Annotated in this window: 24 protein-coding genes; 7 read left to right on the top strand and 17 right to left on the bottom strand. The window is 60.4% G+C overall.

Going from position 1 to position 23,913, the window contains the following annotated elements; all coding sequences use genetic code 11:
• On the bottom strand, positions 1–1,335 hold the full coding sequence (locus tag CCGE531_RS25000) for an ABC transporter substrate-binding protein (protein WP_120668769.1): 1,335 nt from the start codon (positions 1,333–1,335) through the stop codon (positions 1–3).
• A gap of 180 nt (positions 1,336–1,515) precedes the next feature.
• Between CCGE531_RS25000 and CCGE531_RS24995 the strand changes: the two genes are divergently transcribed.
• Positions 1,516–2,664: a Gfo/Idh/MocA family oxidoreductase gene (locus tag CCGE531_RS24995; RefSeq protein WP_120668767.1), complete on the top strand. Its 1,149-nt coding sequence runs from the start codon at positions 1,516–1,518 to the stop codon at positions 2,662–2,664.
• A 24-nt stretch (positions 2,665–2,688) separates the two neighbouring features.
• The gene (locus CCGE531_RS24990; RefSeq protein WP_120668765.1) at positions 2,689–3,639 is read left to right on the top strand and encodes an alpha/beta hydrolase; all 951 of its coding nucleotides are present in this window, start codon (positions 2,689–2,691) and stop codon (positions 3,637–3,639) included.
• Between the two features lie 18 nt (positions 3,640–3,657).
• Here the strand turns inward: CCGE531_RS24990 and CCGE531_RS24985 are convergent, their stop codons facing one another.
• The 11 genes from CCGE531_RS24985 to mdcA all read right to left on the bottom strand — a co-directional run bounded on the left by CCGE531_RS24985 (position 3,658) and on the right by mdcA (position 13,498).
• Complete coding sequence (locus CCGE531_RS24985; RefSeq protein ID WP_120668763.1) at positions 3,658–4,692, bottom strand: LacI family DNA-binding transcriptional regulator; 1,035 nt, start codon at positions 4,690–4,692, stop codon at positions 3,658–3,660.
• 488 nt (positions 4,693–5,180) lie between these two features.
• Complete coding sequence (locus tag CCGE531_RS24980; RefSeq protein ID WP_120669416.1) at positions 5,181–5,735, bottom strand: flavin reductase family protein; 555 nt, start codon at positions 5,733–5,735, stop codon at positions 5,181–5,183.
• An 83-nt stretch (positions 5,736–5,818) separates the two neighbouring features.
• Entirely contained in the window at positions 5,819–6,526 is a 708-nt protein-coding gene (locus tag CCGE531_RS24975) for a GntR family transcriptional regulator (protein WP_245459297.1), read from the bottom strand.
• Between the two features lie 88 nt (positions 6,527–6,614).
• Entirely contained in the window at positions 6,615–7,112 is a 498-nt protein-coding gene (locus CCGE531_RS24970; protein ID WP_120668761.1) for a nucleoside deaminase, read from the bottom strand.
• Positions 7,113–7,507: 395 nt separating this feature from the next.
• The gene (locus CCGE531_RS24960) at positions 7,508–8,428 is read right to left on the bottom strand and encodes an acyltransferase domain-containing protein (protein ID WP_120668757.1); all 921 of its coding nucleotides are present in this window, start codon (positions 8,426–8,428) and stop codon (positions 7,508–7,510) included.
• The gene (mdcB, locus tag CCGE531_RS24955) at positions 8,425–9,279 is read right to left on the bottom strand and encodes a triphosphoribosyl-dephospho-CoA synthase MdcB (RefSeq protein WP_120668755.1); all 855 of its coding nucleotides are present in this window, start codon (positions 9,277–9,279) and stop codon (positions 8,425–8,427) included. Before mdcB ends, CCGE531_RS24960 begins: the two co-directional genes overlap by 4 nt.
• Positions 9,276–9,917, bottom strand: a complete 642-nt coding sequence (mdcG, locus tag CCGE531_RS24950; protein WP_120668753.1) for a malonate decarboxylase holo-[acyl-carrier-protein] synthase — start codon at positions 9,915–9,917, stop codon at positions 9,276–9,278. Before mdcG ends, mdcB begins: the two co-directional genes overlap by 4 nt.
• On the bottom strand, positions 9,910–10,632 hold the full coding sequence (locus CCGE531_RS24945) for a biotin-independent malonate decarboxylase subunit gamma (protein ID WP_120668751.1): 723 nt from the start codon (positions 10,630–10,632) through the stop codon (positions 9,910–9,912). Before CCGE531_RS24945 ends, mdcG begins: the two co-directional genes overlap by 8 nt.
• The gene (locus CCGE531_RS24940) at positions 10,619–11,530 is read right to left on the bottom strand and encodes a biotin-independent malonate decarboxylase subunit beta (RefSeq protein WP_120668749.1); all 912 of its coding nucleotides are present in this window, start codon (positions 11,528–11,530) and stop codon (positions 10,619–10,621) included. Before CCGE531_RS24940 ends, CCGE531_RS24945 begins: the two co-directional genes overlap by 14 nt.
• Complete coding sequence (gene mdcC, locus CCGE531_RS24935) at positions 11,527–11,838, bottom strand: malonate decarboxylase acyl carrier protein (protein ID WP_120668747.1); 312 nt, start codon at positions 11,836–11,838, stop codon at positions 11,527–11,529. The genes CCGE531_RS24940 and mdcC overlap by 4 nt, the downstream gene beginning before the upstream one ends.
• A 10-nt stretch (positions 11,839–11,848) precedes the next feature.
• Positions 11,849–13,498 carry a malonate decarboxylase subunit alpha gene (gene mdcA / locus CCGE531_RS24930; protein ID WP_120668746.1) on the bottom strand — a complete coding sequence of 550 codons (1,650 nt, stop codon included), beginning with the start codon at positions 13,496–13,498 and terminating at the stop codon, positions 11,849–11,851.
• A 175-nt stretch (positions 13,499–13,673) separates the two neighbouring features.
• Between mdcA and madL the strand changes: the two genes are divergently transcribed.
• From madL to CCGE531_RS24915, 3 genes are all read left to right on the top strand, one after another.
• Positions 13,674–14,096: a malonate transporter subunit MadL gene (gene madL / locus CCGE531_RS24925; protein WP_120668744.1), complete on the top strand. Its 423-nt coding sequence runs from the start codon at positions 13,674–13,676 to the stop codon at positions 14,094–14,096.
• An 11-nt stretch (positions 14,097–14,107) separates the two neighbouring features.
• Complete coding sequence (gene madM / locus CCGE531_RS24920) at positions 14,108–14,872, top strand: malonate transporter subunit MadM (RefSeq protein WP_120668742.1); 765 nt, start codon at positions 14,108–14,110, stop codon at positions 14,870–14,872.
• Positions 14,873–15,072: 200 nt separating this feature from the next.
• A complete protein-coding gene (locus CCGE531_RS24915) occupies positions 15,073–15,741 on the top strand; it encodes a GntR family transcriptional regulator (protein WP_120668740.1) in 669 nt (222 codons plus the stop codon).
• A gap of 291 nt (positions 15,742–16,032) precedes the next feature.
• Here the strand turns inward: CCGE531_RS24915 and CCGE531_RS24910 are convergent, their stop codons facing one another.
• Positions 16,033–16,236, bottom strand: coding sequence for a cold-shock protein (locus CCGE531_RS24910; RefSeq protein WP_120668738.1), 204 nt, complete (start codon positions 16,234–16,236; stop codon positions 16,033–16,035).
• A gap of 512 nt (positions 16,237–16,748) precedes the next feature.
• Between CCGE531_RS24910 and CCGE531_RS24900 the strand changes: the two genes are divergently transcribed.
• The gene (locus CCGE531_RS24900) at positions 16,749–17,816 is read left to right on the top strand and encodes a FecR domain-containing protein (RefSeq protein ID WP_120668737.1); all 1,068 of its coding nucleotides are present in this window, start codon (positions 16,749–16,751) and stop codon (positions 17,814–17,816) included.
• 34 nt (positions 17,817–17,850) lie between these two features.
• Here the strand turns inward: CCGE531_RS24900 and CCGE531_RS24895 are convergent, their stop codons facing one another.
• From CCGE531_RS24895 to CCGE531_RS24880, 4 genes are all read right to left on the bottom strand, one after another.
• Entirely contained in the window at positions 17,851–20,049 is a 2,199-nt protein-coding gene (locus CCGE531_RS24895) for an adenylate/guanylate cyclase domain-containing protein (RefSeq protein WP_162943999.1), read from the bottom strand.
• Between the two features lie 247 nt (positions 20,050–20,296).
• Entirely contained in the window at positions 20,297–21,013 is a 717-nt protein-coding gene (locus CCGE531_RS24890; RefSeq protein ID WP_120669411.1) for a hypothetical protein, read from the bottom strand.
• A gap of 222 nt (positions 21,014–21,235) precedes the next feature.
• A complete protein-coding gene (locus CCGE531_RS24885) occupies positions 21,236–21,769 on the bottom strand; it encodes a methyltransferase domain-containing protein (protein WP_245459296.1) in 534 nt (177 codons plus the stop codon).
• Positions 21,770–22,124: 355 nt separating this feature from the next.
• Positions 22,125–22,625 (bottom strand): Lrp/AsnC family transcriptional regulator, encoded by a 501-nt coding sequence (locus CCGE531_RS24880; RefSeq protein WP_120668733.1) that lies wholly within the window; start codon positions 22,623–22,625, stop codon positions 22,125–22,127.
• 129 nt (positions 22,626–22,754) lie between these two features.
• Here CCGE531_RS24880 and hppD point away from each other — a divergent pair, with 129 nt between their 5' ends.
• A complete protein-coding gene (gene hppD / locus CCGE531_RS24875) occupies positions 22,755–23,864 on the top strand; it encodes a 4-hydroxyphenylpyruvate dioxygenase (RefSeq protein ID WP_120668731.1) in 1,110 nt (369 codons plus the stop codon).
• The last annotated feature ends 49 nt before the right edge of the window (positions 23,865–23,913 follow it).

Raw genomic sequence — 23,913 nt, 5'->3', positions numbered from 1 at the left:
TCAGGCGATGATCTTGTTGATCTGTTCGGCGGCCGCCTTCAGCTCGGCCTGGACGTTGCCGCTGACCAGCGCCTTGGAAATGCTGGACTGCAGCGCCAGCGTCACCTTGGCGTATTGCGGCGTGATCGGCCGCGGCGTGGCGCCGGTGAAGACGTTCTGCAGGCTTGCCATGAACGGCTGTTCGGCCTTCAGTTTCGCATCCTGGAAGATGGCGGGGCGCGAGGGTGCCAGGCCGAAATTCAGAGCAAGGCGGGTCTGCGTTTCCGGAGACGACATCCAGATCAGGAACTCGATTGCCGCTTCCCGCTTCTTGGAATTGGCATTGACGCCAAGCTGGTAGCCGCCCAGGCAGGCCGAGCTTTTTCCACCGGCGAAATGCGGCAGCGGCGCAACCGCGACCTTGTCGACCACATGCGAGGCTTTGGGATCCTGCGCGATCGGATAGACATAGGACCAGTTGCGCATGAACATCGCTTCGCCCGAGGTGAAGGGCTGGCGGGAGGGCTCCTCGTCCCATGAGAGAACGTTCTGCGGGCTGATCTTCGTCTTGTTGATCGTATCGTAGAGGAACTGAATTGCTTCGACTGCCGCCTTGTCGCCGATCACGGAAGATTTGCCGTCGGCGGAAAGGATGGAACCGCCGTTGGAGGTAATGACTTCCACGGCGTCGCAGATGAGAACCTCGGCCTGCTTGCCCTGCCAGAGATAGCCGAACTTGGCATCGCCGGCCTTCTGGGCCGCGGCCGCCATGGTTGCCATGTCGTCCCAGGTTTCGGGGACCTTGCCACCATGCTTCTCCACCAGATCCTTGCGATAGTAGAACATGCCGGAATCGACGAACCACGGAAGCGCGGTCAGCTTTTCATCGTAAGTGCAGGCGGCGACCGTTCCGGGAAAATAGTCGCCACGCTTTTCCTTCGGGAAGTACTGGTCGAGCGGCAGGGCCCAGCCGGCGGATGCAAATCCAGCAATCCAGACCACATCCTGAGTGAAGACGTCAGGCGTTCCATTCCGGCGCGCCAGCTGCTGAACGAGGCCCTGATAGACCTCGGTCGACGAGCTTGGCGGCGGCAGCTCGATGAATTTGACCATGATCCGGTCTTGAGATTCATTATAGGCCTTGACCAGATCGCCGAGGCCTTCCTTGCCGAAGAAGCTCGCACTGGCAAAGCTGATTTCGGTACGGTCGGCGGCACGCGTCGGGCGCATGCCAAATCCCGATGCGACACCGAGGGTGGCTGCACCTACTGCCCCCAGCAGCAACTGGCGACGGTCGAGCATCGTGGAAAATCCGGCGGCGGTCGAGCTGGCCGGCGTCTTCTTGATATCAGACATGATTTCCCTCCCAGGAAAGACTGGCATCCTCCAAAATCTCCGCGCCAGCATTATCGTATGTTTCATAAAAAATTGTCGCGCGTCAAGAAATAAGATGCTTTAACTCAATCCAGGGGCCATGGTTCGAATTGCGTCGAGACGCGGCGAGCCGATAAGGTGCGTCAGGGAGGAACGGGAAATATGACTGATAATTCAAAAGCAAAACTCGGCATCGGCGTTGTCGGCTGCGGCAACATCTCGATGACTTATTTGCGTAATGCAGCGCTGTTTGCCGGCGTGGAATTGCGCGCCTGCGCCGATATATCGCCTGATGCGGCCGCGCTGCGTGCTCGCGAATATGGCATTCGCGCCCTGAGTGTCGACCAATTGCTTGCCGATCCCGAAGTCGACCTCGTGCTCAACCTCACCGTTCCAGCCGTCCATTTCGACGTCACCATGTCGGCGCTATCGGCCGGCAAGCATGTCTTCACGGAAAAGCCGCTTGCGACATCGGCGGCCGAGGGCCGCATTCTTGTGGCGGAGGCCAAGCGGCGTGGACTGCTGCTGGGTTCCGCACCTGATACCTTCCTTGGCGCAGCCGGACGGCGCGCGCGGAGGCTCATGGAGGAAGGGGCCATTGGCCGTCCTGTCAGCGGGACCGCCTTCATGATGGGACGTGGCATGGAGCACTGGCATCCCAATCCACAATTCTATTATCAGCCTGGCGGCGGCCCGGTTTTCGATATGGGCCCCTATTACTTGACCATGATGGTGAATTTGCTCGGTCCGGTGGTGCGCGTCATGGCTATGGCGACGAAGGGCGAGGAGGAACGTCTCATCACCGCCGACGGTCCATTCAAGAACACGCGCTTCAATGTCGGGACACCGACCAACATTTTGTCGCTTCTGGAATTCCAGTCCGGCGCGACCGTGAATTTCGGCGCATCCTGGGATGTCTTTCGCCATTCCAATCATCCGATCGAGCTACATGGTACCGAGGGCTCATTGCGCTTGCCCGACCCGGACACATTCGGCGGAACGGTGTCGCTGTCCGAACGTGGCGCCGATTGGCGCGATTTCGAAAGTGACGGCGAACTTTACGGCGCGAGGAACTGGCCCTTCGCCGCACCGGACCGGGCCAATTACCGCATGCTCGGTGTCGCCGACCTCGCGCGGGCGCTCAAGGGGGGCAGGCAGCCCCGCGCCTCTGGAGACCTGGCGCTTCATACCCTCGAAATCATGGAGGCCATTCTCCAATCGGGCGAAAGCCGGCAATCTGTCAGCATCGGCACGGAACTGATCCCGCCGCCGCGTCTTGGCGAAGATGAAGCACGCAGCCTTTTGGCCTGATTGCCGCAGAGGAGAATTGATCCGATGGAACAGCTGGATGAGAGCGCCCGGCGCATTCTCGCCATGACCAATCGGTCGAACGGCCGGCCATTTGAAACCGGCACGGTTCAGCAGGCCCGCATCGACTATGATGCGAATTGCCCGACGGTTCAGGGCACGAGGGAGGAGGTGGTCTCGGTGGAGGATCGCCGGATCGTCGGTCCGAACGGTCCGGTCACGCTGCGCATCTATCGCGGCATCGGCGCGCCTTTGAAGGATCGTCCCGGTCTTATCTATCTGCATGGCGGCGGCTGGGTGATCGGCGATCTCGAATCTCACGACGAAATCTGTCGATGGTTCGCCAACCTTGCCGAATGCACCGTAATCTGCCCGGACTACCGGCTGGCGCCGGAACACAAGTTTCCCGCCGGGTTGACCGATTGCGCTGCGACATTGGCGTTCACGGCACAATCCGCCGCCGATCTCGGCGTCGATCCTGGGCGAATTGCCGTCGCCGGCGACAGCGCCGGTGGCAATCTTGCCGCCGTACTGGCGTTGATGTCGCGTGCGGGCGACGCCCCGCCGCTTGCGGCGCAGCTGCTCATCTATCCCAACACGGACGCCGCGCAGACGGCCGATAGCTATCGCCGCTATGCCGAGGGCTTCGGCTTGACCGCCTCGACGATGAGATGGTTTCGCGATCACTATGTCCGCACCGCAGCCGATATTGCCGACTGGAGGGTTTCGCCATTAAAGGCCGAGACCGTCGAGGGGGTAGCTCCGGCCTTCGTAATCACCGCCGGACACGACATCCTGGCCGACGAAGGCATCGCCTATGCCGAGCGGCTGCGGCAAGATGGGGTGCGCACTGTGCATCGCCACTGGCAAGGACAGATCCACGGCTTCGCCTCAATGGGGAGATACGTGCCCGAGGCTCGGCAGGCGATAGAAGAAGCCGTGGCAGCGTGGCGCCGCTTCGAGGGAATTGCGAATTAATAGATCAGGAGCGCCGCTTCAAGCAGATTGCCGCATGACCAACGTCCCGTCCAGGGTGACCTTGTGTGTGATCGACCGAACCGGCGCATCCATGTCCCCCAGCAGCGTCAGCAACGCATCGACACTGTTTGCGGTCATCGCGGCGAAATCCTGCGCCATCGTCGTCAATGGCGGGCAGGTATAGCGGCTCAAAGGATGATCGTCATGGGCCGCGACACGCAGATTGTCTCCCTTTTTTCGCCCAACCTTCAGCCGGTGCGAAAAGGCGGCTGACATAACACCGAAGGCGAGACGGTCATTGGCACACAGGATGGTTTTGCGTGGCAGAGCCTTTGCCTGGAGCAGGCCGTCCATCTGCTCGTATCCGATGCGTTCGAACTCCCATGTGTAGGCGGCGTTGGTCTCGATCACCAGCGGCTCGTAGCCTGCGGTTTCCATCGTCGCGATATAGCTTGCCAGCCTTTCCGGTGAGTTATGATTGACATGCGGAATGTCGAAATAGGCCGGCGCTTCCCCGGATCGGCAGAGATATTCCACGATCGTCGCCACGCTCTGGTAATTGTTGTTGCCGATGAACGGCGTGTTCCCCTCGATGTAAGTATCGAAGTAAACGATAGGCAGGTTCTGCGCGAGTTTTTCAAAGGTACGCGGATCGGATTTCTGCCCCAGCGGTGCGACAATCGCCCCCGCTACCTTCAACGACAACATTGTGTTGACCGCTTCGGCTTCAAGTTCCGGCAATCCGTGCGACGAGAACACGATCGGCCAATAGCCCTCGTTGCGCAGCCGCAATTCCAGACGATTGACCATCTCGGCATAAAAGGGGTCGGTGAGGGCGGGAACCAGGATGCCGACATTGCGCGTCCTCTTGCGATTGAGGTTCCGCGCATAAAGATTCGGCTGGTAATCCGACGAGCGAAGTGCTGCCTCGATCAGCGCCCGTGTCGTCGGTTTCACACTGGTCGGATCGTCAAAATACTTGGAAAGGGTCGGGCGAGAGACGCCGCAGGACTTCGCGAAGTCCTCCATCGTCCTATGTGTCAATTTTTCCATCAAAAGCCGACCATTTTTCCAATCACCCCGATCTACCAGAGCGGTTCAGCTTTTCACGGAATCTCTGAACCGCTCCATCTCTTTGTTTTCTTGCAATTCCGGACTGAAAACCGCTACGCACTTTTCCTGGAATTGCTCTCGTGATGGTTATGCGTCTGCATGGAAGGAAGCGCAGCCGGAGACGCAAATTCCAGGTAAGGTCTTGTCACCTTCACGTCATGATAAAAAATGGCACACGAAAATTTATTAGTTAACGCGTAAAAATTCAAGACATGGAAAAGTCGCGAGATTGCTGTTCGTCTTGCCGATTTTCGAAATGAATGCCGGGACGAGACCTTTGCCGCCGGCTTAGCCATCGCAGCGGGAAAGCGGCTCTCCGATTGATGCGCACACTGCTCGACGCTACCCCTTCAAGAGCGCGGTACCCTAATTTTCTCTGAAATGGTTGCTCTACCGGGTCTGAGAACGCGGTAGAACACGCAACGTCGTCAAAGCTTCGGGGTCAGCATCTCGAAGCGGTCGCGAATAGTTGAGCAGGTGTCTCCCCCAAGCCGGGCAATTGCGTCAATCCCGGCCGGATCGACGTGCAGTCTCTCGTCCACAATGCCTTCGGCATAATGGGCAAACAGAATTTCACCCATGATGATCTGCCGGGACTTGCCCAGTTCCAGCGTCACGTGCCGCCGGCACTCGAAGGCGGCCGGAGCCTCCAGAATGTAAGGGGAGGCGACTTTGGTGCCGGGCATCGCTGTCAGGCCCGCCTCCTTCAATTCGTCCACTCCCCGCGGAAATTTTGTGCCGCAGACGTGCATCGCCTCGGCGATTGCAAAGGAGACGATGTTGACGGTGAAGACCTCCGTCATGCGGATGTTGTGACCGGTGTCCTTGAACGACATGTCGGGATTGTTTTCGACGCCGATCGCAAGAATTGGCGGGTCGGCGGACAGGCAATTGAAGAAGCTGAAGGGCGCGGCGTTGAACCGCCCCTCTTCGTCGACCGTCGTCACGAGCGCGATCGGACGCGGGATGATCGAGCCGATCATCAGCTTGTATCGCTCGCGCGCGGACAGCGTGGTGAAGTCGAAGCCTGTGCGGGCCGCGCCGTCCGGCGCCCGTGCATTCATGTTCATTCCGTCATTCCTTTGACGCGCGCGGCGTAGGGTGCCAGGAGCTCGCGGATATCGTGCTCCGCCCGAGCTTCGAGCATGGCACGGCCCGCGACGGATTCGAGATGATGGTCCATCAGGTGCGATGCTTTCGGCGCATCGCCACGCTCCAGCACCGCGATGATCTCGGCGTGTTCGTCAACGCCGCAATCGGCCGAATGCGGCCGTCCATACATGGCAAGGATGAGCGAACAACGCGACACGACCTCGGTGACGTAGCGGATCAGAAGCTGGTTGCCGGTCATCCGCGCCAGCAGGAGATGGAATTCGCCCGCGAGACGGATCGACTCCCTCTCGTCCACGCCCGAAACGCTGCGTTCCTTCTCGTTGAAGGCCTTCAGCTGCATGATCTGGTCCGGTTTCAGCCTGCCGGCCAAAAGGCCGGTGACCGTTTGCTCCAGCCCCCTGCGCACCATGAAGATGTCACGCCCTTCCTCGAGCGTCGGGTTGGCGACGAATGCGCCCTTGTTCGGTTTCAAGTCGACCAGTCCTTCCACGGCAAGGCGGCCCAGCGCCTCCCTTGCAATGGTGCGGCTGCTGCCGAAGGTTTCCCCGAGCGCGTCTTCCGGAAGTCTCGCGCCAGGTCTCAGCTTCTGCTCGATGATTGCCTGCCTGAGCGCCTCCTGGACGGCTTCCGTCCGCGACGCGGGCACAGGTCTCATCGTCATGTTCTCGATGTCCCGCGGCGGGCCCTTGCCTTTTGCGGTCGGGTCGTTGACCGACCGCGACCTCGCGCCACCCTGCGAATTCTTCATTTCACCGGCCCTTCTTCATTCTTGCCCAGGCTTCGAGGATGTCTGTGGCTTCTTCCCCGAGATGCTGTTCGGACGGCATGTCGCGATCGTCGACCAGGGCGCCCGAGGCGGCACGCACCTTGTCGACGTCGATCGGATGGCGCTCGGCTTTCGTCAGGTTCTCGAACGCCTTTCCGGCCTGCGCCATGGACGAGGCGTAAAACAACCGCGAAATGCCCGCAACTTCCATCGTCGCCACGCACATTGCGCACGGCTCGCAGGATGTATACATATCGGCACCTGTCAGATCGACACATCTCAGGTTTCGGCAGGCGTCCTTGATTGCCTCGATTTCGCCATGGGACGTTGGGTCAAAATGGGCAAGGGAATGGTTGAGACCCTCGCCGACGATCTCGCCATCCTTGACGACGACCGCGCCGAAGGGTTCGGTTCCCGGTTCGCTCAGAGCGCGGCGCGATATGGCCACCGCCCGTTTCATGAATTCCTCGCTATAACTCATCAGGCATTTCCTCCTTGCTGTTCATCAGAACCCAGGCTGCGAAAGCGGCACCTGCGGCACCGGCCTTGAGGAGACCGCGGCGACTGATGTCGCGGGACGTAAGTGAAAAATTGTGCATTTCCGTCTCTCCCTATCGTATGCGATAATCGCATGCAATAGCGGGAGCGAGCGCCATGCCAAACTCTCAAAATAAGAATATGACAGCAATCGGAATGACGTAAGATTGGTGGCAGGCCGCGCGGAGATTCAAGTTTTCTGCGCAGCCGCACGAATATGCGGCACATCGCTAACGGATTATGCATACGATAATTGCATGCACTTGTTTTCGTTTTTGGCTGATGGAGCCGTTCGAGACGGTTGAAAATCAAATTATCGCCCGCGACGAGGCTTTGATTTCAGCGGGCAGCCAGCCAGGGCCTAACGCCCGCGAGGCTGTGGAAATCATCGATTGCGCGTACGCTGACCGCAGGCAGGGCAACGGCCGCGATTTCCGCCAGAGCGCGGCCAGGCCCGAGTTCGAGGATCGCGGTTACGCCACGTTCGCCTAAGGCCTCAATCACACCCGCCCAATCGATCCTCTCGGCGATTTGCCGCGCCAGACCCTTCTGAGCGCGATGCGGATCGCCAACGAGAGTGGCGCCACTGGCGGTCATGAGGCGCAGGGCCGGGCGGCTCATGACCACCGAGGCAAGCGCTCTCTCAAACGGTGCTACCGCACCGACCAGCCGCGGGGTATGGGAGGCGACATGGACCGCCATCGGGGCGGCGCGCGCGGCACCTTCTTCCAGCGCAGCCACGCAGAGCGCATCGATCGATCGCCTGTCGCCGCCAACGATGAACAGAAGATCCGGGTTCACAATGGCAATTGCGCAACCGTAGCGACCGGCGAGCTGTTCCACGGCCGCCTGTGGCAAGCCGCGCACATAGCCGAGCCCATCATCCGGTCCAGCCACGGCGTCCATTGCCCGTGCCCGCTGATCGACCAGTTTCAGCGTATCCTTGGGCGACCAGACGCCGGCCACCCCCCACGCCGCCATTTCGCCAACGCTGTAACCGGCCACCATCGTTTCGCTTGGCGCGCCGGCCGGGAAAAGGACGCCGGCAATGGCAAGCGCCCGCGTCACACACAGGATCTGGCCTTCGCGGTTTGCATGCAAGGCGGTTTCGGATGCAGTCCGGCAGAAGTCCATCGCGTGGGTGCCAAGCACGGCGGTCGCGGCCTCGAAAACGGGCTGCGCATCGGGTTCCGTTGCCAGGAGCCCGAACATCTCCCGATTTTGATGGCCTTGGCCCGAACAGAGCAGCGCGAGGGTCACAATTCCAACACCTCTGTAAACAGCGCTATGGCGAGCAGATCGGCGCAACCGCCCGGGCTGAGATTGCGCGCGACGAACGCCTCGTGAATGGCTTTGGCATCCCAGCGCCAGTTCGCCCGTCCGACCCCGCCATCCGCCAGAAAGGCGCGGGCCTTGTCGCGGGCGAAATTCAACCCTTCGGGACCGGCGCGATAGAGCAAATTGCTGTCATCGACCACGGCGATCAGGGCCATGCATGCATGGACCCTCGCGGCTTCCTCGTCACCCATCGCCAGGCGCCGCCCTTCGGCAAGTGCCGGGCGGGCAATATCGTAGACGGATGGCATGCCGGCAGCCGCCTCGGCCCTGGCGCCTCCGACACGGTAGCGTCGCGCCACGATGCCGCCGTGACTGTCATGCTCTAGCGCCTTGCCGATGATGTCCTGTCCCCAACGCAGCTCGATCAGGGCGCCGAGCGGCCCCTGCCAATCGCACGTCGCCGCCAGGCCGGCCGCCGCCGCCAAAAGGCCGAGGCCGAAGATGGCGCCGCGATGGGTGTTCACTCCGCCAGTCGCATCCCGCATTGCCTTTTCCGCTTCCACGCCGATTTGGCGCAGGCGATCCATGCCAGCATCCATGGCGCCAGCCTCGGCAAGCGCGATGAAGAACGGCTCCAGCGTCCGGGCGCTGTGGCGCAGGAGATCGGCGTCCATGTCGGCATGAGCGCCGTTGTCGATGTGGCTGACCAATCCAGGCTTGGGCCAGGTTTCCACCTCCAGGATGAGCGCCCGTGCGGCATGCTGCCCGATCAATGTGGGATCGCAATGCTTGATGGCGACAGGACGTGGTTCGGCCAGCAACGGAAACGTCATGCAAAGAGCGCCTCCCGCGCAATCAAGGCCGATCCGGCATGGGATTTGATCAAGATCTCCGGATTTCCAGATAGCCATTCCCGCCATTGCACGGCTGTGCCGGAAGGCGTGATCAATTCAGCGTCGATACGCATCGGCGCGCGTTCGGCAATCGCGTCGAGTAAGGCTGCTGCGCGCGCCGCATCCGTGCTCGCGCGACACTCGACTAAAAGATCGAGATCGGACGTGCCGGTCAGATAGGAAAGGCCCGTCAGATATTGCCAAGCCAGACTTCCGAAACAGCGACACGAGGGGACTGCCTCCAGGAGCGCGTCAATGGTCGGGCGCCATCGAGCCGGCGCCGCGGCCAGCACATCCTTCAATAGAGGAGGAGGCGCCGTCCGTATCACGGCAACTGGCGGGCAGGAAAGAGCAAGCCGTTTGCGTCCCATGCCCGGAGGCAGAGGCAGGCCCAAGGGTAGGGTGTCCATCGGGTCGGCGCAGATTCGACGACGGAAAATTGCCGGTCGTCCCAATGCCGCCCAAGCAAGCAGATCGGGCTCCAATTCCCCCTCGACCTGGCCGCGCAGCAGGCCGGGCCATGCTTCGGAGGACACATAGGCGAGATCGTGGCGGCGGAGGGCGGCGACATCAATCATGGATCAGAGCCAGCCGCTCTACTTCGGCTGCAATCATGGCAGCTTTTGGCCGGCCGCCTCGATCGGCGCCCAATCGCGCCCGCAGATCACTCGAAACGGGCTTGGCGAGAAGTGCTGCGAGTTGAGCGTTCAAAGAGACGGCCGGATCCCAGACTTCCGCTATGGCGCCGGTGGCAAGAAGATTATCGAGGCCGGGCGCGAAGACGGGCGTTGTCTCGGCCTTTTCCTTCAGGGTGGCGAGCGGCAGCTTGGTTACGCGGGCCATGGATGGCAGATCCATGACCTCGGGCCAGGCGGTCGGCAGGGCAACCAGCGAGCCGCAGGCCAATGCGGTGGCAATGAAGGCGCCGGCAGCGCTGCCGCCATAGAGAAGGCCGACCGTCCGATGCCCGGCATGCTCCGCCAGCCATAGGGCTTTCGCCAGGTGTGCCAGCGCCTCGCTGAGGCCCAGGAGTTCATCACGCCGGCTCATCCGTTGGCTGCCGGAATCGACCAGGAATAACAGGGGCGAGCCGCCCGGCCGCCGAGCGACCGAAAGGATATGTGCGGCCATCGCTACCGCCTCGTCGACGCCCGGATAGGTCTTATCGGCAATGCCGATCAGATCGATCCGATTTTGTTGGTCCAACCGGCCCCAGCCGGTCACGAGCCCATCCGCCTGCGCCGCCTCGTGGCCGGCGGGAAAGAGTGAGGAAAGGATATCAGCGAGCTGCATCGGCGCTCTCCCGATGAATATTGGCTGTGGTCAGGAAAGTCTCGGTGTCCCGCTCCGGTATTTCGGCGGGATGCTCAATCCGCAGCCGCGCCCATATCTCGGTGGCATCATGGGCATCGCCAAAATGGCGCAATCGATGTTCGAGCCGCGTCTGTTCTGCTTGCAGCACCGTCTCATCCAAACTGGCTGGCCGTTGCAGCGCCGCCATCGCACCGGCTCGGAACGCGGCGATATCGTCCTCGACGAAGACATCGGCTCCGCCAATCAGGTAGCGATGCTTGCCGCCCATGGTTCGCCAGACCAGTGCCCGGTCGCGGGAGTCGAATTCTTCCACGCCTTTGTTCGTCTCGATGACCTCCGGCCCGGAAACGGACAGGCGCCCCTGCTCGGAGATGACGAGTGCCGAACAGCAGCCGGCAATCAGGCTGCCGCCGCCGTAGCAGCCGGCCCGGCCGCCAAGAAGACCGATGACGCGCGCACCCTCGGATCGCGCGTCCAGCACGGCGCGGATGATCTCGGAGATGGCCAGCTCACCGGCATTGGCCTCCTGCAGGCGCACGCCACCCGTATCGAAGAGAATGACGGTATCCCGCCGCATCTTAGCTGCGGCATGCAGCAAGCCCGTCAGCTTGGCGCCATGCACTTCGCCGATGGCGCCGCCCATGAAGCGCCCCTCCTGGGCGGCCACCAGCGCGGGGCGGCTGTCGATGCGGCCGGAACCGACGATGATGCCGTCGTCGAACTGCCGAGGCAGATCGAAGAGCGCAAGATGAGGGCTCGTCTCCCGCCGCTCCGGGCCTAGGAATTCGGCGAAGCTGTCGGCGTCGAGCAGATGCAACAACCGGCCGCGGGCGGACTCTTCATACCAGCTGCGGCGCAGCGTGTGGGGGTTGTTCATTCTGGCTTCTCCATCAGCCGCACGCCCTGGGCCAGGCGCAGCGCCACCATATCCGGGCGCGCGCCGCCATCATTGATCGTGATGCGCAGACCGCCGGCGGCGGAGCGTGCCGCGAAATCCTCGGTAACCGCCGCCCACAGCTCGCTGAAACCATGGGCCGGCGTTGCGATCTCGATGACGCATCGGTCGGGCGCCTCCCGCCGTTCAAGCAATATTTCGAGGTTACCCGAAGCAACGACGCCCACCAGGGCGACGGCACGGGTTCCGCCGGTCTGCGTCGATTTCAGTTCATAGAGCAGGTTTTCCATGGCATCGGCCTTACCAATTGCGGAACCGGGAAGGCGGCCTGTACAGGCCGCCGGAGGCAAGCATCAGATCCTTGATGGAATGGGCAGCCAGCAGGCTGCGATCGGCATCCAACGGATCTATTCCAAGGTCTTCGGGACGCTGGATGACTTTGCGCTGTCGCAGATGCTCCACCATCTTACGATCTCGGGCACGGCCGACCTCGGTGTAGCCAGCCACGCCCCGGATCGCCTGCTCCCGCTCTTGCCCGTCGCGGCACAGCAGCAGGTTGGCGATCCCTTCTTCCGTCACGATATGGGTCACGTCATCACCGTAAACCATGACAGGAGCCAGATCGAGCTGCAGCTTGTCGGCGAGATCGAGGGCGGCCAGACGCTCGACGAACATCGGCACCATGCCGTCGCCGAAGGTTTCGCCGATCTGGACGACCAGCTTGCGGCCGCGGCGCAGGGCAGGGGTGGCTGCGGCGGGGTCGGCTTCGCTGCCGGCACGCAACCAGGCTTCGCTCGGGTGGCGCCGGCCGCGCGCGTCCGATCCCATATTGGGGGCGCCGCCGAAACCGGCGACCCGGCTGCCGGTCACGGTCGAGCTGTTGCCGGAAAGATCGATCTGCAAGGTCGAGCCGATGAACATGTCGCAGGCATAAAGTCCGGCGGTCTGGCAGAAGGCACGGTTGGAGCGCAGGGAGCCGTCAGGCCCGGTGAAAAAAATGTCGGGGCGGGCCCGCATATAGTTTTCCATGCCCACTTCGGACCCGAAGCAATGGATCTGCTCCACCCACCCGGCTTCGATGGCGGGGATCAGGGTGGGGTGAGGGTTCAGCGCCCAGTGCGTGCAGACCTTGCCCCTCAATCCCAGTCGTTCGCCGTATGTCGGTAACAGCAGCTCGATGGCAGCGGTATTGAAGCCGATACCGTGGTTCAGGCGGCGCACACCATAGGGAGCGTACAGCCCCTTGATAGCCAGCATTGCCGTTAGGATCTGCGTTTCGGTGATCGCCGCAGGATCGCGCGTGAACAGCGGTTCCACATAGAAGGGGCGCTTGGCGTTCACTACGAAATGAACCTGGTCGGCGGGAATGTCGACGCGCGGCACGCGATCGACGATTTCGCCCACCTGGGCGATGACCAGTCCCTTGCCGAAGCTCGTCGCCTCTACGACCGTTGGCGTGTCTTCCGTATTCGGCCCGGTGTAGAGGTTTCCCGCCTTGTCCGCGCTGACCGCGGCGATGAGCGCCACCTGTGGCGTCAGGTCAATAAAGTAGCGGGCGAAGAGTTCCAGATAGGTGTGAACGGCACCTAGTTCGATCTGGCCGCCGAACATCATGCGGGCGATGCGGGCCGACTGCGGGCCGGAATAGGAAAAATCGAGCCGTCGGGCGACGCCGCTTTCGAAAATATCGAGATGCTCAGGCAAGACCACGCCCGACTGCACCATATGCAGGTCGTGTATCCTGGCGATATCGACTTTGGACAGCGCCTTGGCCAGCAAGTCGGCCTGCTTCTGGTTGTCGCCCTCAAGGCAAACTCGATCACCCGGCTTCAGGATCGCTTCCAGGAAAGCGACGAGGTGCTGCGGGTCGACAAGCTTGCCGGCGGAGAAACGCTGGCCGGCTTCGAGACGTGTCTGTCTGTCGCGACCCTTTGTGTTCCAATCTCGCATTTCAATTGCCCTTTGTATGCGCAAGAGAGCATTTTCATGCGTTCACTATATATACAATTGCCAGAAGCGCAATAATGTGTATTTTAAAATCGCTACAAGGCATTTTTGTATTCATGGGAGGAGAACAAATGTCGATCTTGTATTTCTTCGGGCGCGCATGCGGGGAGGATCGGCCATGATGATCTCCGGTGTCGCAATGCTTGCCCTTTGCACTCTCCTGGGGAGCGTCCTTGGCGATCTCTTAGGCGTGGCGCTTGGCGTGAAGGCGAATGTCGGCGGTGTCGGCATTGCTATGATCCTGCTCATCGCCACGCGGCTGTGGCTGAGCAGACGAGGCTTATTGACGCTTCCGCTCAAACTCGGCGTCGAATTCTGGGGCGCTCTCTACATTCCGATTGTTGTCGCCATGGCGGCGCAGCAGAACGTGTTGGTGGCTGCGCGCAGCGGTCCGCTGGTGCTGATTGCCGGCATCGTAACGGTTTTCGTTTGCTTCGCGACCGTCGCGCTGATGAGCCGTATCGGCGAGAGAGGCGAAACGATGGATGAAATCGAAGCGAGGGCCAGGGGTGAGCTTGCCGCCTCCGGCAACGCGGCCTGAGGGAGGCTTCCATGGAGATCCTGAAACACGGTTTGACCGCCAACAGCCTGCTCACCGCGTTTGCGATCGTCGGATTGGTCATGTGGCTGTCGAATGCCATTTCGAAACATGTCCTGTTCGGCCGCGTTCACGGCTCGGCTATCGCAATCGTTCTGGGGCTCGCCGCGGCCTTTGCCGCTGGTCTGTGGACCGGAGGCGAAAAAGGGGTTGTGGATATTCCCATCCTCAGCGGCATCGGCCTGATGGGCGGAGCCATGCTGCGCGATTTCGCCATCGTCGCCACGGCTTTTGAAGTGGACGTTGCCCAGGCTCGCAAGGCTGGCGCTGTCGGTGCGCTTGCCCTTGGCCTCGGCACGGTTCTTCCGTTCATCGTCGGCTCCCTGCTCGCCGTGGCTTTCGGTTACACGGATGCCATATCCACCACCACGATCGGCGCCGGTGCCATAACCTACATCGTCGGCCCCGTGACGGGGGCGGCTTTGGGTGCAAACTCGGCTGTAATCGCGCTGTCCATCGCGACCGGTGTTTTCAAGGCAGTCCTTGTCATGGTCGGAACACCGATCGTCGCCAAGGCGATCGGCCTTGACAATCCTCGCAGCGCCATGGTGTTCGGTGGCCTGATGGGAACCGTCAGCGGCGTGTCGGGCGGCTTGGCGGCGACCGATCGTCGCCTCGTTCCCTATGGCGCACTGACGGCAACGTTTCATACGGGGCTGGGCTGCCTTGTTGCACCTTCGATCCTTTATCTTGCCGTACGGGCGATTGCAGGCGGCTGAAACATCGTGAATATGCCGGCCGATCGGCGCGGCAGAAGACTGTCAAATGCCGTATCCTGCGCAAGATCGTCGTCGACGATCTCATCGCCAATAGGCAGAACGAACCCGATGCGGCTTGATGGTTCATATCGATTGCTATCTGTCGAATTGGATGGTGTAAAACTGAATGGTCGCCCGCCAAATCGGAAGCAAGGTTTGAAATGACGGAATTTGACGAAGCTGGATCGATCGGTCAGCGCATTAGACTGGTTCTGATGGATGAGATTTCCTCTGGTGCCATAAGGCCTGGCACAAGCTTGGACGAAGCAACGCTGAGTAGCCGCTTTGGCGCTTCTCGCACCCCGGTAAGGGAAGCCCTGCGTCAACTCGAGGCGATCGGCCTAGTTGAGATTCGCCCGCGACGCGGCGCAACGGTCCTGCCGCTGACCTTGCCGCGGCTGATGGAGATGTTCGAAGTGACCGCGGAGATGGAATGCATGTGCGTCCGTCTGGCAACGCATCGCATAACAGGCATGGAACGCGCGGTTCTGGCTGAAATTCACGAGCGTTCCGAGCTTGCGGCGAAAGCGAACGATTTCGAACAGTATGACAAGCTCAATTTATCCTTCCACGAAACATTGTATCGCAGCGCGCATAACGAGTTTCTGTTTGATGAATTGATGCGGCTTCGTGCAAGGCTGCTGCCATTCCGCAGAACGCAGCTGCGTCAACCGAAGCGATTGACCGCTTCATTCCTTGAGCACGAGGCGATCTTGCGAGCAATGATGCGCGGCGATGCAACGGAAGCGGCTTTGATCATGCGCGAGCACATGCTGAACGCCGCTCTGGCATTGGCACGCTATATGGAAATCGGCGAGGGAGCCGCATAAGGAGGGCATCGGCGATGACCCTCATGATACAGCCTTTCAAACTATTACAGCGCCGCGCGTCTTAAAAGACACGCGGCGCTGTAATATTCCCAAGAGGTGGGCATCGCCCCTATCATCCTTGCATCTATGGAGCGCAACTCCATAGATGCAAGGAAAGAACGCTAGACATGATAGTTCCATGCGCTTCTGCTGGGTCGTACACCATGCACGCGCAATTCACATGTCGGTTGACATAGCCAGCATCGCCACAACACAATCCTAATGTGTTGGATGGTGCTGTGTCTGTCTTCGTCAGAGCGGCCTGACGTTTTCCGCCTTCGACTTGCCGGTCTTTCGATCCTGGCCGAGATCATAGGAAACGGACTGCCCTTCTCTGAGCACATCGCCATATTGCAAGGCGGAGACATGCACGAACACGTCGGCTCCTCCCGTTTCCGGCTCGATGAAGCCGAAGCCCTTGTCGCTGTTGAAAAACTTAACTTTACCAGTAGGCATACCAGTCCCCGTGTCTGTACAGTTTGATTGCGACGCCAACCTAGCGGTCAGTCGGCGCCAGATCAAGCGGATCGGATGCGAACGCTTGATATTGCCCATTTTTTCTTATGCTTTTGCCCGCTTGGTGCGGCAGCCGCATTTTCCATGATCCTTCGCAGCCGTCGCAATCCCATATTGGAGGAACTTATCCGGTCGGCATGCATTCGAGATCGATGGGATGCGCACCCGAAAGCTCGTGCGGAAGTTCAGTCGGCCGAATGCGTATTCAACTACCCGGTGGACGGATTATGGCCGAGCGACCACTATGGCCTCACGGTCGTATAGAATTCCAAGGAATTTAGCGGACGCCGAGGCTCGGAGCATCTAAATCTCGGCGATGGCGCTCAAGCCGACGAGTCCGAAGCGTCGTGCTAGAGGTCGCCAAATTCAGCCTATACCATTTATACTCAGAAAGGATGATGCGACATTCGAGGGTGTCCTATGGTAAAACATAGGTAAGCCTGGAGGGTGGGATGTCGTACCTGCGTCACGCCGCGACCGTTGCGCTGAGTGTCACGCTGCTCGCGCCGTTGTCTTCGCGAGCCGCCGAGAAGGTCGGCCAGGCGGTGCTGATTAAAACCGAAGTTACCGGCGAAGGCGGTCCGCTCGCGGTCGATGATGCCGTGCATCGCGACGAGCGAATTCGGACTTCCCTTTCGGGTCTCGGCCAGTTCACCTTTCGGGACGGCACGAAACTAGCTGTGGGAGCCGGCTCGTCTGTCGTCATCGATAAATTCGTCTTCGACGACTCGGGCTCGGTCAAAAAGCTGACCGTAAATGCGGCAAAGGGCACTTTTCGTTGGATGAGCGGAAATTCGAACCACTCCGCCTATCAGATCGTGACTCCGGCCGGCACGATCGGCGTGCGCGGGACGGTATTCGATTTCTATGTCGGGGCCAATGGCACGACGGCAGTCGTTCTGTTGAGCGGCGCCGCGCAATTCTGCGGTGCCGGCGGCTGCAAGCAGTTGAAGCAGCAATGCGACTGCGTCGTTGCAAAACGCAACGGTCAGATCAGCGATCCGCGCCGGGTCAACCGCGATATTCTCAAAACCCTCGGCAACCAGCGAGCCTTGCCGTTCTTGTCCGGCGATCAGCAGCTTTCGGGACGAATGGGTTTTGCCGGCGGCGGCGGATGCGGTCTGTCGACGGCGATGAAAGATCGGCCTAACGGTATATCTCCGCGCAGCGCTCCGGCGAATAATCCTGCTCCGGCGCCCCACGATACGCCGAACGCACCCAGCCCCCAGCAATCGCCACGCGCCGAGGCGCCCGCCACGCCGCACGAAACTCCCAGCACGCCGGATGTCTCAAATCCGCCAAGTACGCCAAGTACGCCAAGTACGCCAAGTATGCCCGACATATCAGGCAAACCGCACGAGCACGATGACGACGAAGGCAAGCATCACGATCACCATGAGCATCACGACCGTCATGGCAGAGGTGACCACGGATGGGGCGATCATCATGGAGACGACCAGGACAGCGAGGGCGATGACGGCGATCATGGCGATCACGACGGCGGACATCACCATCGATAGCACAGGAAGTTGCGGGCACTGGCTGTCAAATCAGCTAGATGTCGGCCGCCTTGTCTGAAGTTTCGTCGGCGAAGTGTCCGGCTCGACGCGAAATCTGGCTGTAAAAACCCCGCAATAATCCCGTTGCCGCAGCCTGCGCCTTGAGTTTTGCCGCGCTGACAAGTTTGCGGCTACTCGTCGACCGTGTTCGCAGGGCATCGACAAGCTGCCTGTGCATGGCCTGAAGTTCGACAAATTCGGCTGATCCCGCCAGGCGCGCATCGCCGACCACCGCAAAGAGTTTGGTTCGCATGCTCTTACCTTTCAGCGTCAGCGCTCCCGCTTCCAGCAGAGCGCAATCGGGCAGCAAGCCCGCTGTCGGTTCGGATACAAGAATGTCGAAATCGATGTCCTTGCAGGCGGATTCGATACGTGCGGCAATGTTCACGGCATCGCCGACCGCGGTGTAATTGAAGCGGGTCTCGGCACCCATATTGCCGACGCATGCAAGCCCCGTATGTATGCCGATCCCTATTCCGACCCGCCGCGCGTTTCCGAAACCGAACGCATCGCTGTTGTTGAGGCGGGCGAGCGTTTCCCGCATGCCGAGCGCCGCACGCACGGCCCTGCCGGCATGATCGGAGACATCGACGGGAGCGTTCCAGAAGGCCATGATCGAGTCACCGATGAATTTGTCGAGCGTCCCGTCATTGGCGATGACATGATGGCTCAGCGCATCGAGCAGCGTGTTCAGAAACGCGACGACGGCGCTCGGGGTCATCTCCTCGCTGATCTGGGTGAAGTTTCGCACATCGACGAACATGACGGTCAGCTCGCGTTCATCTCCTCCAAGGCGCAGCGCGTTGCGCGTATGCTCGATGCGATGGAGCAGCGATGGTGAGAGATAGTGCCCGAAAGCCCGCCGCACGTCGCGCCGTTCCCGATCGGTCACCAGAAAGCGGAACGCCGTCGCGGCGAAATGCGTGATCGATCCGGAGACGATCGGCGCCAGCGGGTCGAAGAGAAGCCCCCCATAGAGGAAGGCAACCCAGGAGGCCACAAGGGCAAGAAAGGTAATCAGCAGGCCGCACGCAAGGGCGACGGCCGGATTGACGAAGGTGGTGAGGATCACCAGAAGGCTGCCCAAGGCGGCGATGGACAGGATTTCCAGTCCGTCCGCCCAATCCGGCCGGGACAGGAAGCGGCCTGAAAGGATCTGCTCGACGATCTGCGCATGGATGGAGACACCCGGCACGTTTTCACCCAGCGCTGTCGTGCGGACATCCTGGAGGCCGGAAGCAGAGGTCCCGACGAAAACGATGCTGCCTTCGATGGCGGTTTTGATATCGGCGGAGGCATCCCCGGGCGAAAGTACCTTCGCTGCCGAAATATACCGTTCCGCGGTGTCGGGGCTCACATAGAGCCAAAGCTCTCCAGCCGCCGTTATCGGCACGACGAAATCCCCGATTTTCACTCGGGTCAGGGTATTCGGCGTGTCCGGTGCTGCATCCAGTACGTAGGTGGAGGCCCCCTGTGCGACACGGAGCGCTTCGAGCGCGAGATTGGGGTAAAGCTGCCTGCCGTCGCTGAGGAAAAGCGGAACCGCGCGCACCACCGCCGATGACGCGCCCGGATTGAGGCTGATATGGCCGAGGCCCGCGGCATTGGCTTCCAATTGCGGCTGCAGCGGCGTCGCGGCCTTGATCGCGGGCGGCGCACCGAAGGGAGTTTCGCCGGTATAAGCGAACCCTGCCTTGACCGGCGGCAGATAGTTTCCCTCGTTGGAGAGGCCAAAACCTAGAACCACCGGCCTTCCGGATAGCGATTGGGAAAAAATCTCATCATTATCCGGTAGCTTGCCCAGCAGTGCGGGATCGATGCCGATGACGTCGCGAACGACGTTGCGAGGCGACAAACGGTCGGGCTCTGCGAAGAGGACATCGAAGGCGATGGCCGACGCACCCATATCGGACAGCCCGTCCACGAGGGCGGCAATCCGGTTTCTCGGCCAAGGCCATTGACCGAACTCGCGTAGTGAGGCTTCGTCTATGTCGACGACGCGGACAGGCTGGTTCTCGAAGGCGCGGGGCACCAGGCGCTGATACTGGTCGAACGTCAAATCGCGGGCGAGCCTCAGCAATTGAGGATCACTTGCCCGCAGGATCGTCAATGCCGTGACGATGGCCAGGCCGATAACGACGCCAATTTGCTGCGCACGCGTCACCATTGCGGTGTCGGTCCCCTTGCCCCGCATCCCTCGGCAACAAGTAGCAATTCGGAGAAATATAAAATCTATTGTTCTGTTGCTGCGTCAGGGAAGAATATGCTGCCTTGTTCCCGGGAGCGATGCAATGAGCAAAGTATCGAAGAGATATGGAGCAGAATTTTCGCGCGGCCGTATTCAGCATAAGTCTCGCGGGACCGTCGACGCCAGTCGCAACGCAAGCAATTGTTTTTGTTGAGATGACCGGATCGCAAGGTGGCAAGCGACAGGGCGAAGCCTATTGTGGAGGCAGGTGCGGAGCCGCAAAATCGAGCACGCGGCCGGTGTAGCTTTCGACCAGCGCGCTGAACGGCGTTCCGTCCGGCAGCTTCAGCACGGCATGATGTTCGAGAAGGAATGGCGGTGGAACAAGGGATCCCGTTCCGGAGACCGGCAGATTGGCACCCGTTTCCCAGCCTTCCGGCAGCGGAGACCAAAGCAATTTCGCTGATAGATTCGTGCGGGTGAAATGGAGAGCCTGGACGGCACGGCCGAAGGCGATATCGCTCGTGTTGAGCGCCGTGTTCATCTCGGCCGTCAGTCTTGATGGCACATACCAGTTGTCTGCCTCCGACAGGATGCGGTCGCCGCAGGCCAGGCGAACGCGCCGGTAGGCGATGGGGTCGTCGGGTCCGGCGGCAAGCAGTTCCCGGATGGGAGCATCGGCTGGCTTGTCCTGTCCATGCACGCGCTGAGCGACGATCTTGGAACCCTCCGGCGCAAGCTTGTGAGCGGCGCACCAGCGGTCGAGCGTCAGCGTGGCGCTGGCATTGCTGAGGAGGTCGGCATTCAAGGTCTGGAGGATTGCTAGCGCTTCCAGGCGCGAGGTCGGCGTGTCGGGCCATTGAGCTGGGCTGGACATCTCCTGCGCCGCCGCGGTCTGTATGGCGAGCACGATGGCGGTTGAGCCGCCAAGAGCAAGGATGCGAAGAAATGGCGAAGGCCGGAAAGGCATGGAAGTGAAATCCTTCAGACAGACAGGTTCAACAATCGGAACGCGCAACCTTGCAAGTTCGCCGATGGCATAGATGGCAAGAGCATTGCTGTTGGCAAGACCTGAAAATACGATTGCGGAAGCATGCGGCATCGGATCTCAAATCAGGCAATCTGTCGGCATCGGCGCATTGCGGCGTGCTTATGATCCGATCGCGCTGAGACCTGGAATAGGCCGGCTCGCCTAATCTGTGGTACGGCTGATGTGAATGCTGTAGACGCTTGCCCATTCCTGGGCGACGAAATCGGTTAGCGCGGTGGGGATTTCGACAAGGGCGCTATGTCGCGCCAGCGCGTGAAATCCTCTTGGAAGGGAGGTCGCAATGCGGTCGATAATCTTTTCATAGTCGACGATCAGCATCTCGCGCCCGACCATGAGATCAAACAGCGCCGGATCGGCGATCACATGCTCGTTTTCACAGAACCAATAGGAGGAGATCGTCAGGTCGGGACGATAGCCGATCTGTGCCGGCAGGTTCCGTCGCTCGAACCGGAAGCGCCCCGGCAGCGCGGCAGCCGACATGAGCTCTTCGCCGAGCAGAAGCTGGGTTTCCGAGGCATCCAAGCCGCGAAGCTCGAGATTGGGATTGTCGGCGAGATAGGCAAAGGCAAGGCTGAAGGCACCGGAGCCGCAGCCGAGATCGCATACCCTTTCATATTCGTGTATGGCAGTTCCGAGGTTAGCGAGCGCCCGCAGGCACTTCAGAGAATTTCGCATTCCGAAAGCGCGGGTAAATGCGTCGGCGGAGCGGCTATAGTCAAATATCTCGATCTGCCGCCTGCTTTTGACAGCATTGAGCAAGGCAATGGAGTCGTTGCTTGGATGATATAGATGGTTGCACCTCAGCAGAGCTTCAGCAAAACCTTCGAGATGTCGCGCCTGTACGTCCACGTATACCATGCAAGCCTGTCCTCGCTAAGGATGTATTCTTCCGAATGATTGGAAAGGGAGCATACCCTGAAAGCAACTCCTTCACTCGTCCTCAGTTCTTGATAGGCCACTCTAGTCACAGCTTTATGCACAGACGCCCGAATGGCGCTCTGGGCATTCGGGCAGGGCGGTAGGTTTATCGTCATCGAGTGCCGTCGCCATGCCAGCTCTGCGAGACGGGCACCGGAAATCCTTCGAAGGTCTTGAGCGTATCGAGAACGATGGAGGTCTTCACATGCTGCACCGATTCGTGCGGCAACAGCACGTCGTTGACGAACCTGGAGAGACCGGCGAGCCCACGGGTCGCGACCTTCAGGTGATAATCCATTTCACCTGTCAGCGCATAGGCTTCCAACACTTCCGGCAGCCCGTTGATCAGCTGCGAAAACCGGCGGGCATTGTCCCGGTTATGCGTGGCAAGCGTCACCGAAATGACCACCAGCATGTCCAGGCCCAGCTTCTGGCGGTCGAGATTGGCCTGATAGCCGCGAATATAGCCCTCCGCCTCCAGCCTGGTGCGCCTTCGCGAGCACTGCGAGGGGGAAAGCGCGATGCGTTCGCCCAGCTCGTTGTTCGTCAACCTGCCATCTTTCTGCAGTTCCTCGAGAAGACGAAGGTCCAATTTGTCGAGCGGCTCATCCATTGCGTAAAACTTTCAAAATACTCACGGATCGTGTATAATATTTTCATTTTACAGGGAGAATGCAAGCACTTTGCGCGTGTTTTGGACCATACTTTGCATAGTCAAAGTACCGTCTCTGAGGAGGAGAAAATGGGTCCTTTTCCGCATGATGCGCCGCCGTCCGAAATCACCGCCGACAATCCGGCCGGCACCGACGGCTTCGAATTCGTCGAATTCGCCCATCCCGAGCCGGAGAAACTGCGCGAGCTCTTCACCCGCATGGGCTATGTCGCGATCGCCAAGCACAAGACAAAGAACATCACCGTCTGGCGCCAGGGTGACATCAACTACATCCTGAACGCTGAGCCCGGCAGCCACGCCGCCCGCTTCATCGCCGATCATGGCCCGGCGGCGCCGTCGATGGCCTGGCGCGTGGTCGACGCCAAGCACGCCTTCGACCATGCCGTCTCGAAGGGTGCGGTTCCCTACGAAGGGAATGACAAGGCGCTCGATGTCCCGGCAATCGTCGGCATCGGCGGTTCGCTGCTCTATTTCGTCGAGACCTACGGCAATAAGGGTTCGGCCTACGATGCCGAATTCGATTGGATCGGCGAAGCCAATCCCAATCCCGAGGGCGTCGGCTTCTATTATCTCGACCATCTGACCCACAATGTCTTCCGCGGCAACATGGACAAATGGTGGGACTTCTATCGCGACCTGTTCAATTTCAAGCAGATCCATTTCTTCGATATCGATGGCCGCATCACCGGACTGGTGAGCCGGGCGATTACCTCGCCCTGCGGCAAGATCCGCATTCCGCTGAATGAATCGAAGGACGATACCAGCCAGATCGAGGAGTTCCTGAAGAAGTACAAGGGCGAGGGCATCCAGCACATCGCCGTCGGAACGGATGATATCTACCAGGCGACCGATACGCTTGCCGACAACGGCCTGCGCTTCATGCCCGGTCCTCCTGAGACCTATTACGACATGTCCTATGCGCGCGTGAACGGTCACGAAGAACCCATCGAGCGCATGAAAAAACATGGTATCCTGATCGACGGCGAAGGCGTCGTGAATGGCGGCGTGACGAAGATCCTGCTGCAGATCTTCTCCAAGACCGTCATCGGCCCGATTTTCTTCGAGTTCATCCAGCGCAAGGGTGACGAAGGTTTCGGGGAGGGCAATTTCCGCGCGCTCTTCGAGTCGATCGAGGCCGATCAGATCAAGCGCGGCGTCATCGGCACGGCGGCCGAATGATCTTCAGGTGACCCGGTGCTCGGCGCCGGGTCACCTTCAGTTTTCGGGA

Origin of the sequence: Rhizobium sp. CCGE531 (assembly GCF_003627795.1) — a bacterium.
Lineage (GTDB): Bacteria > Pseudomonadota > Alphaproteobacteria > Rhizobiales > Rhizobiaceae > Rhizobium.
This window is presented reverse-complemented; position numbering and strand designations above follow the sequence as displayed.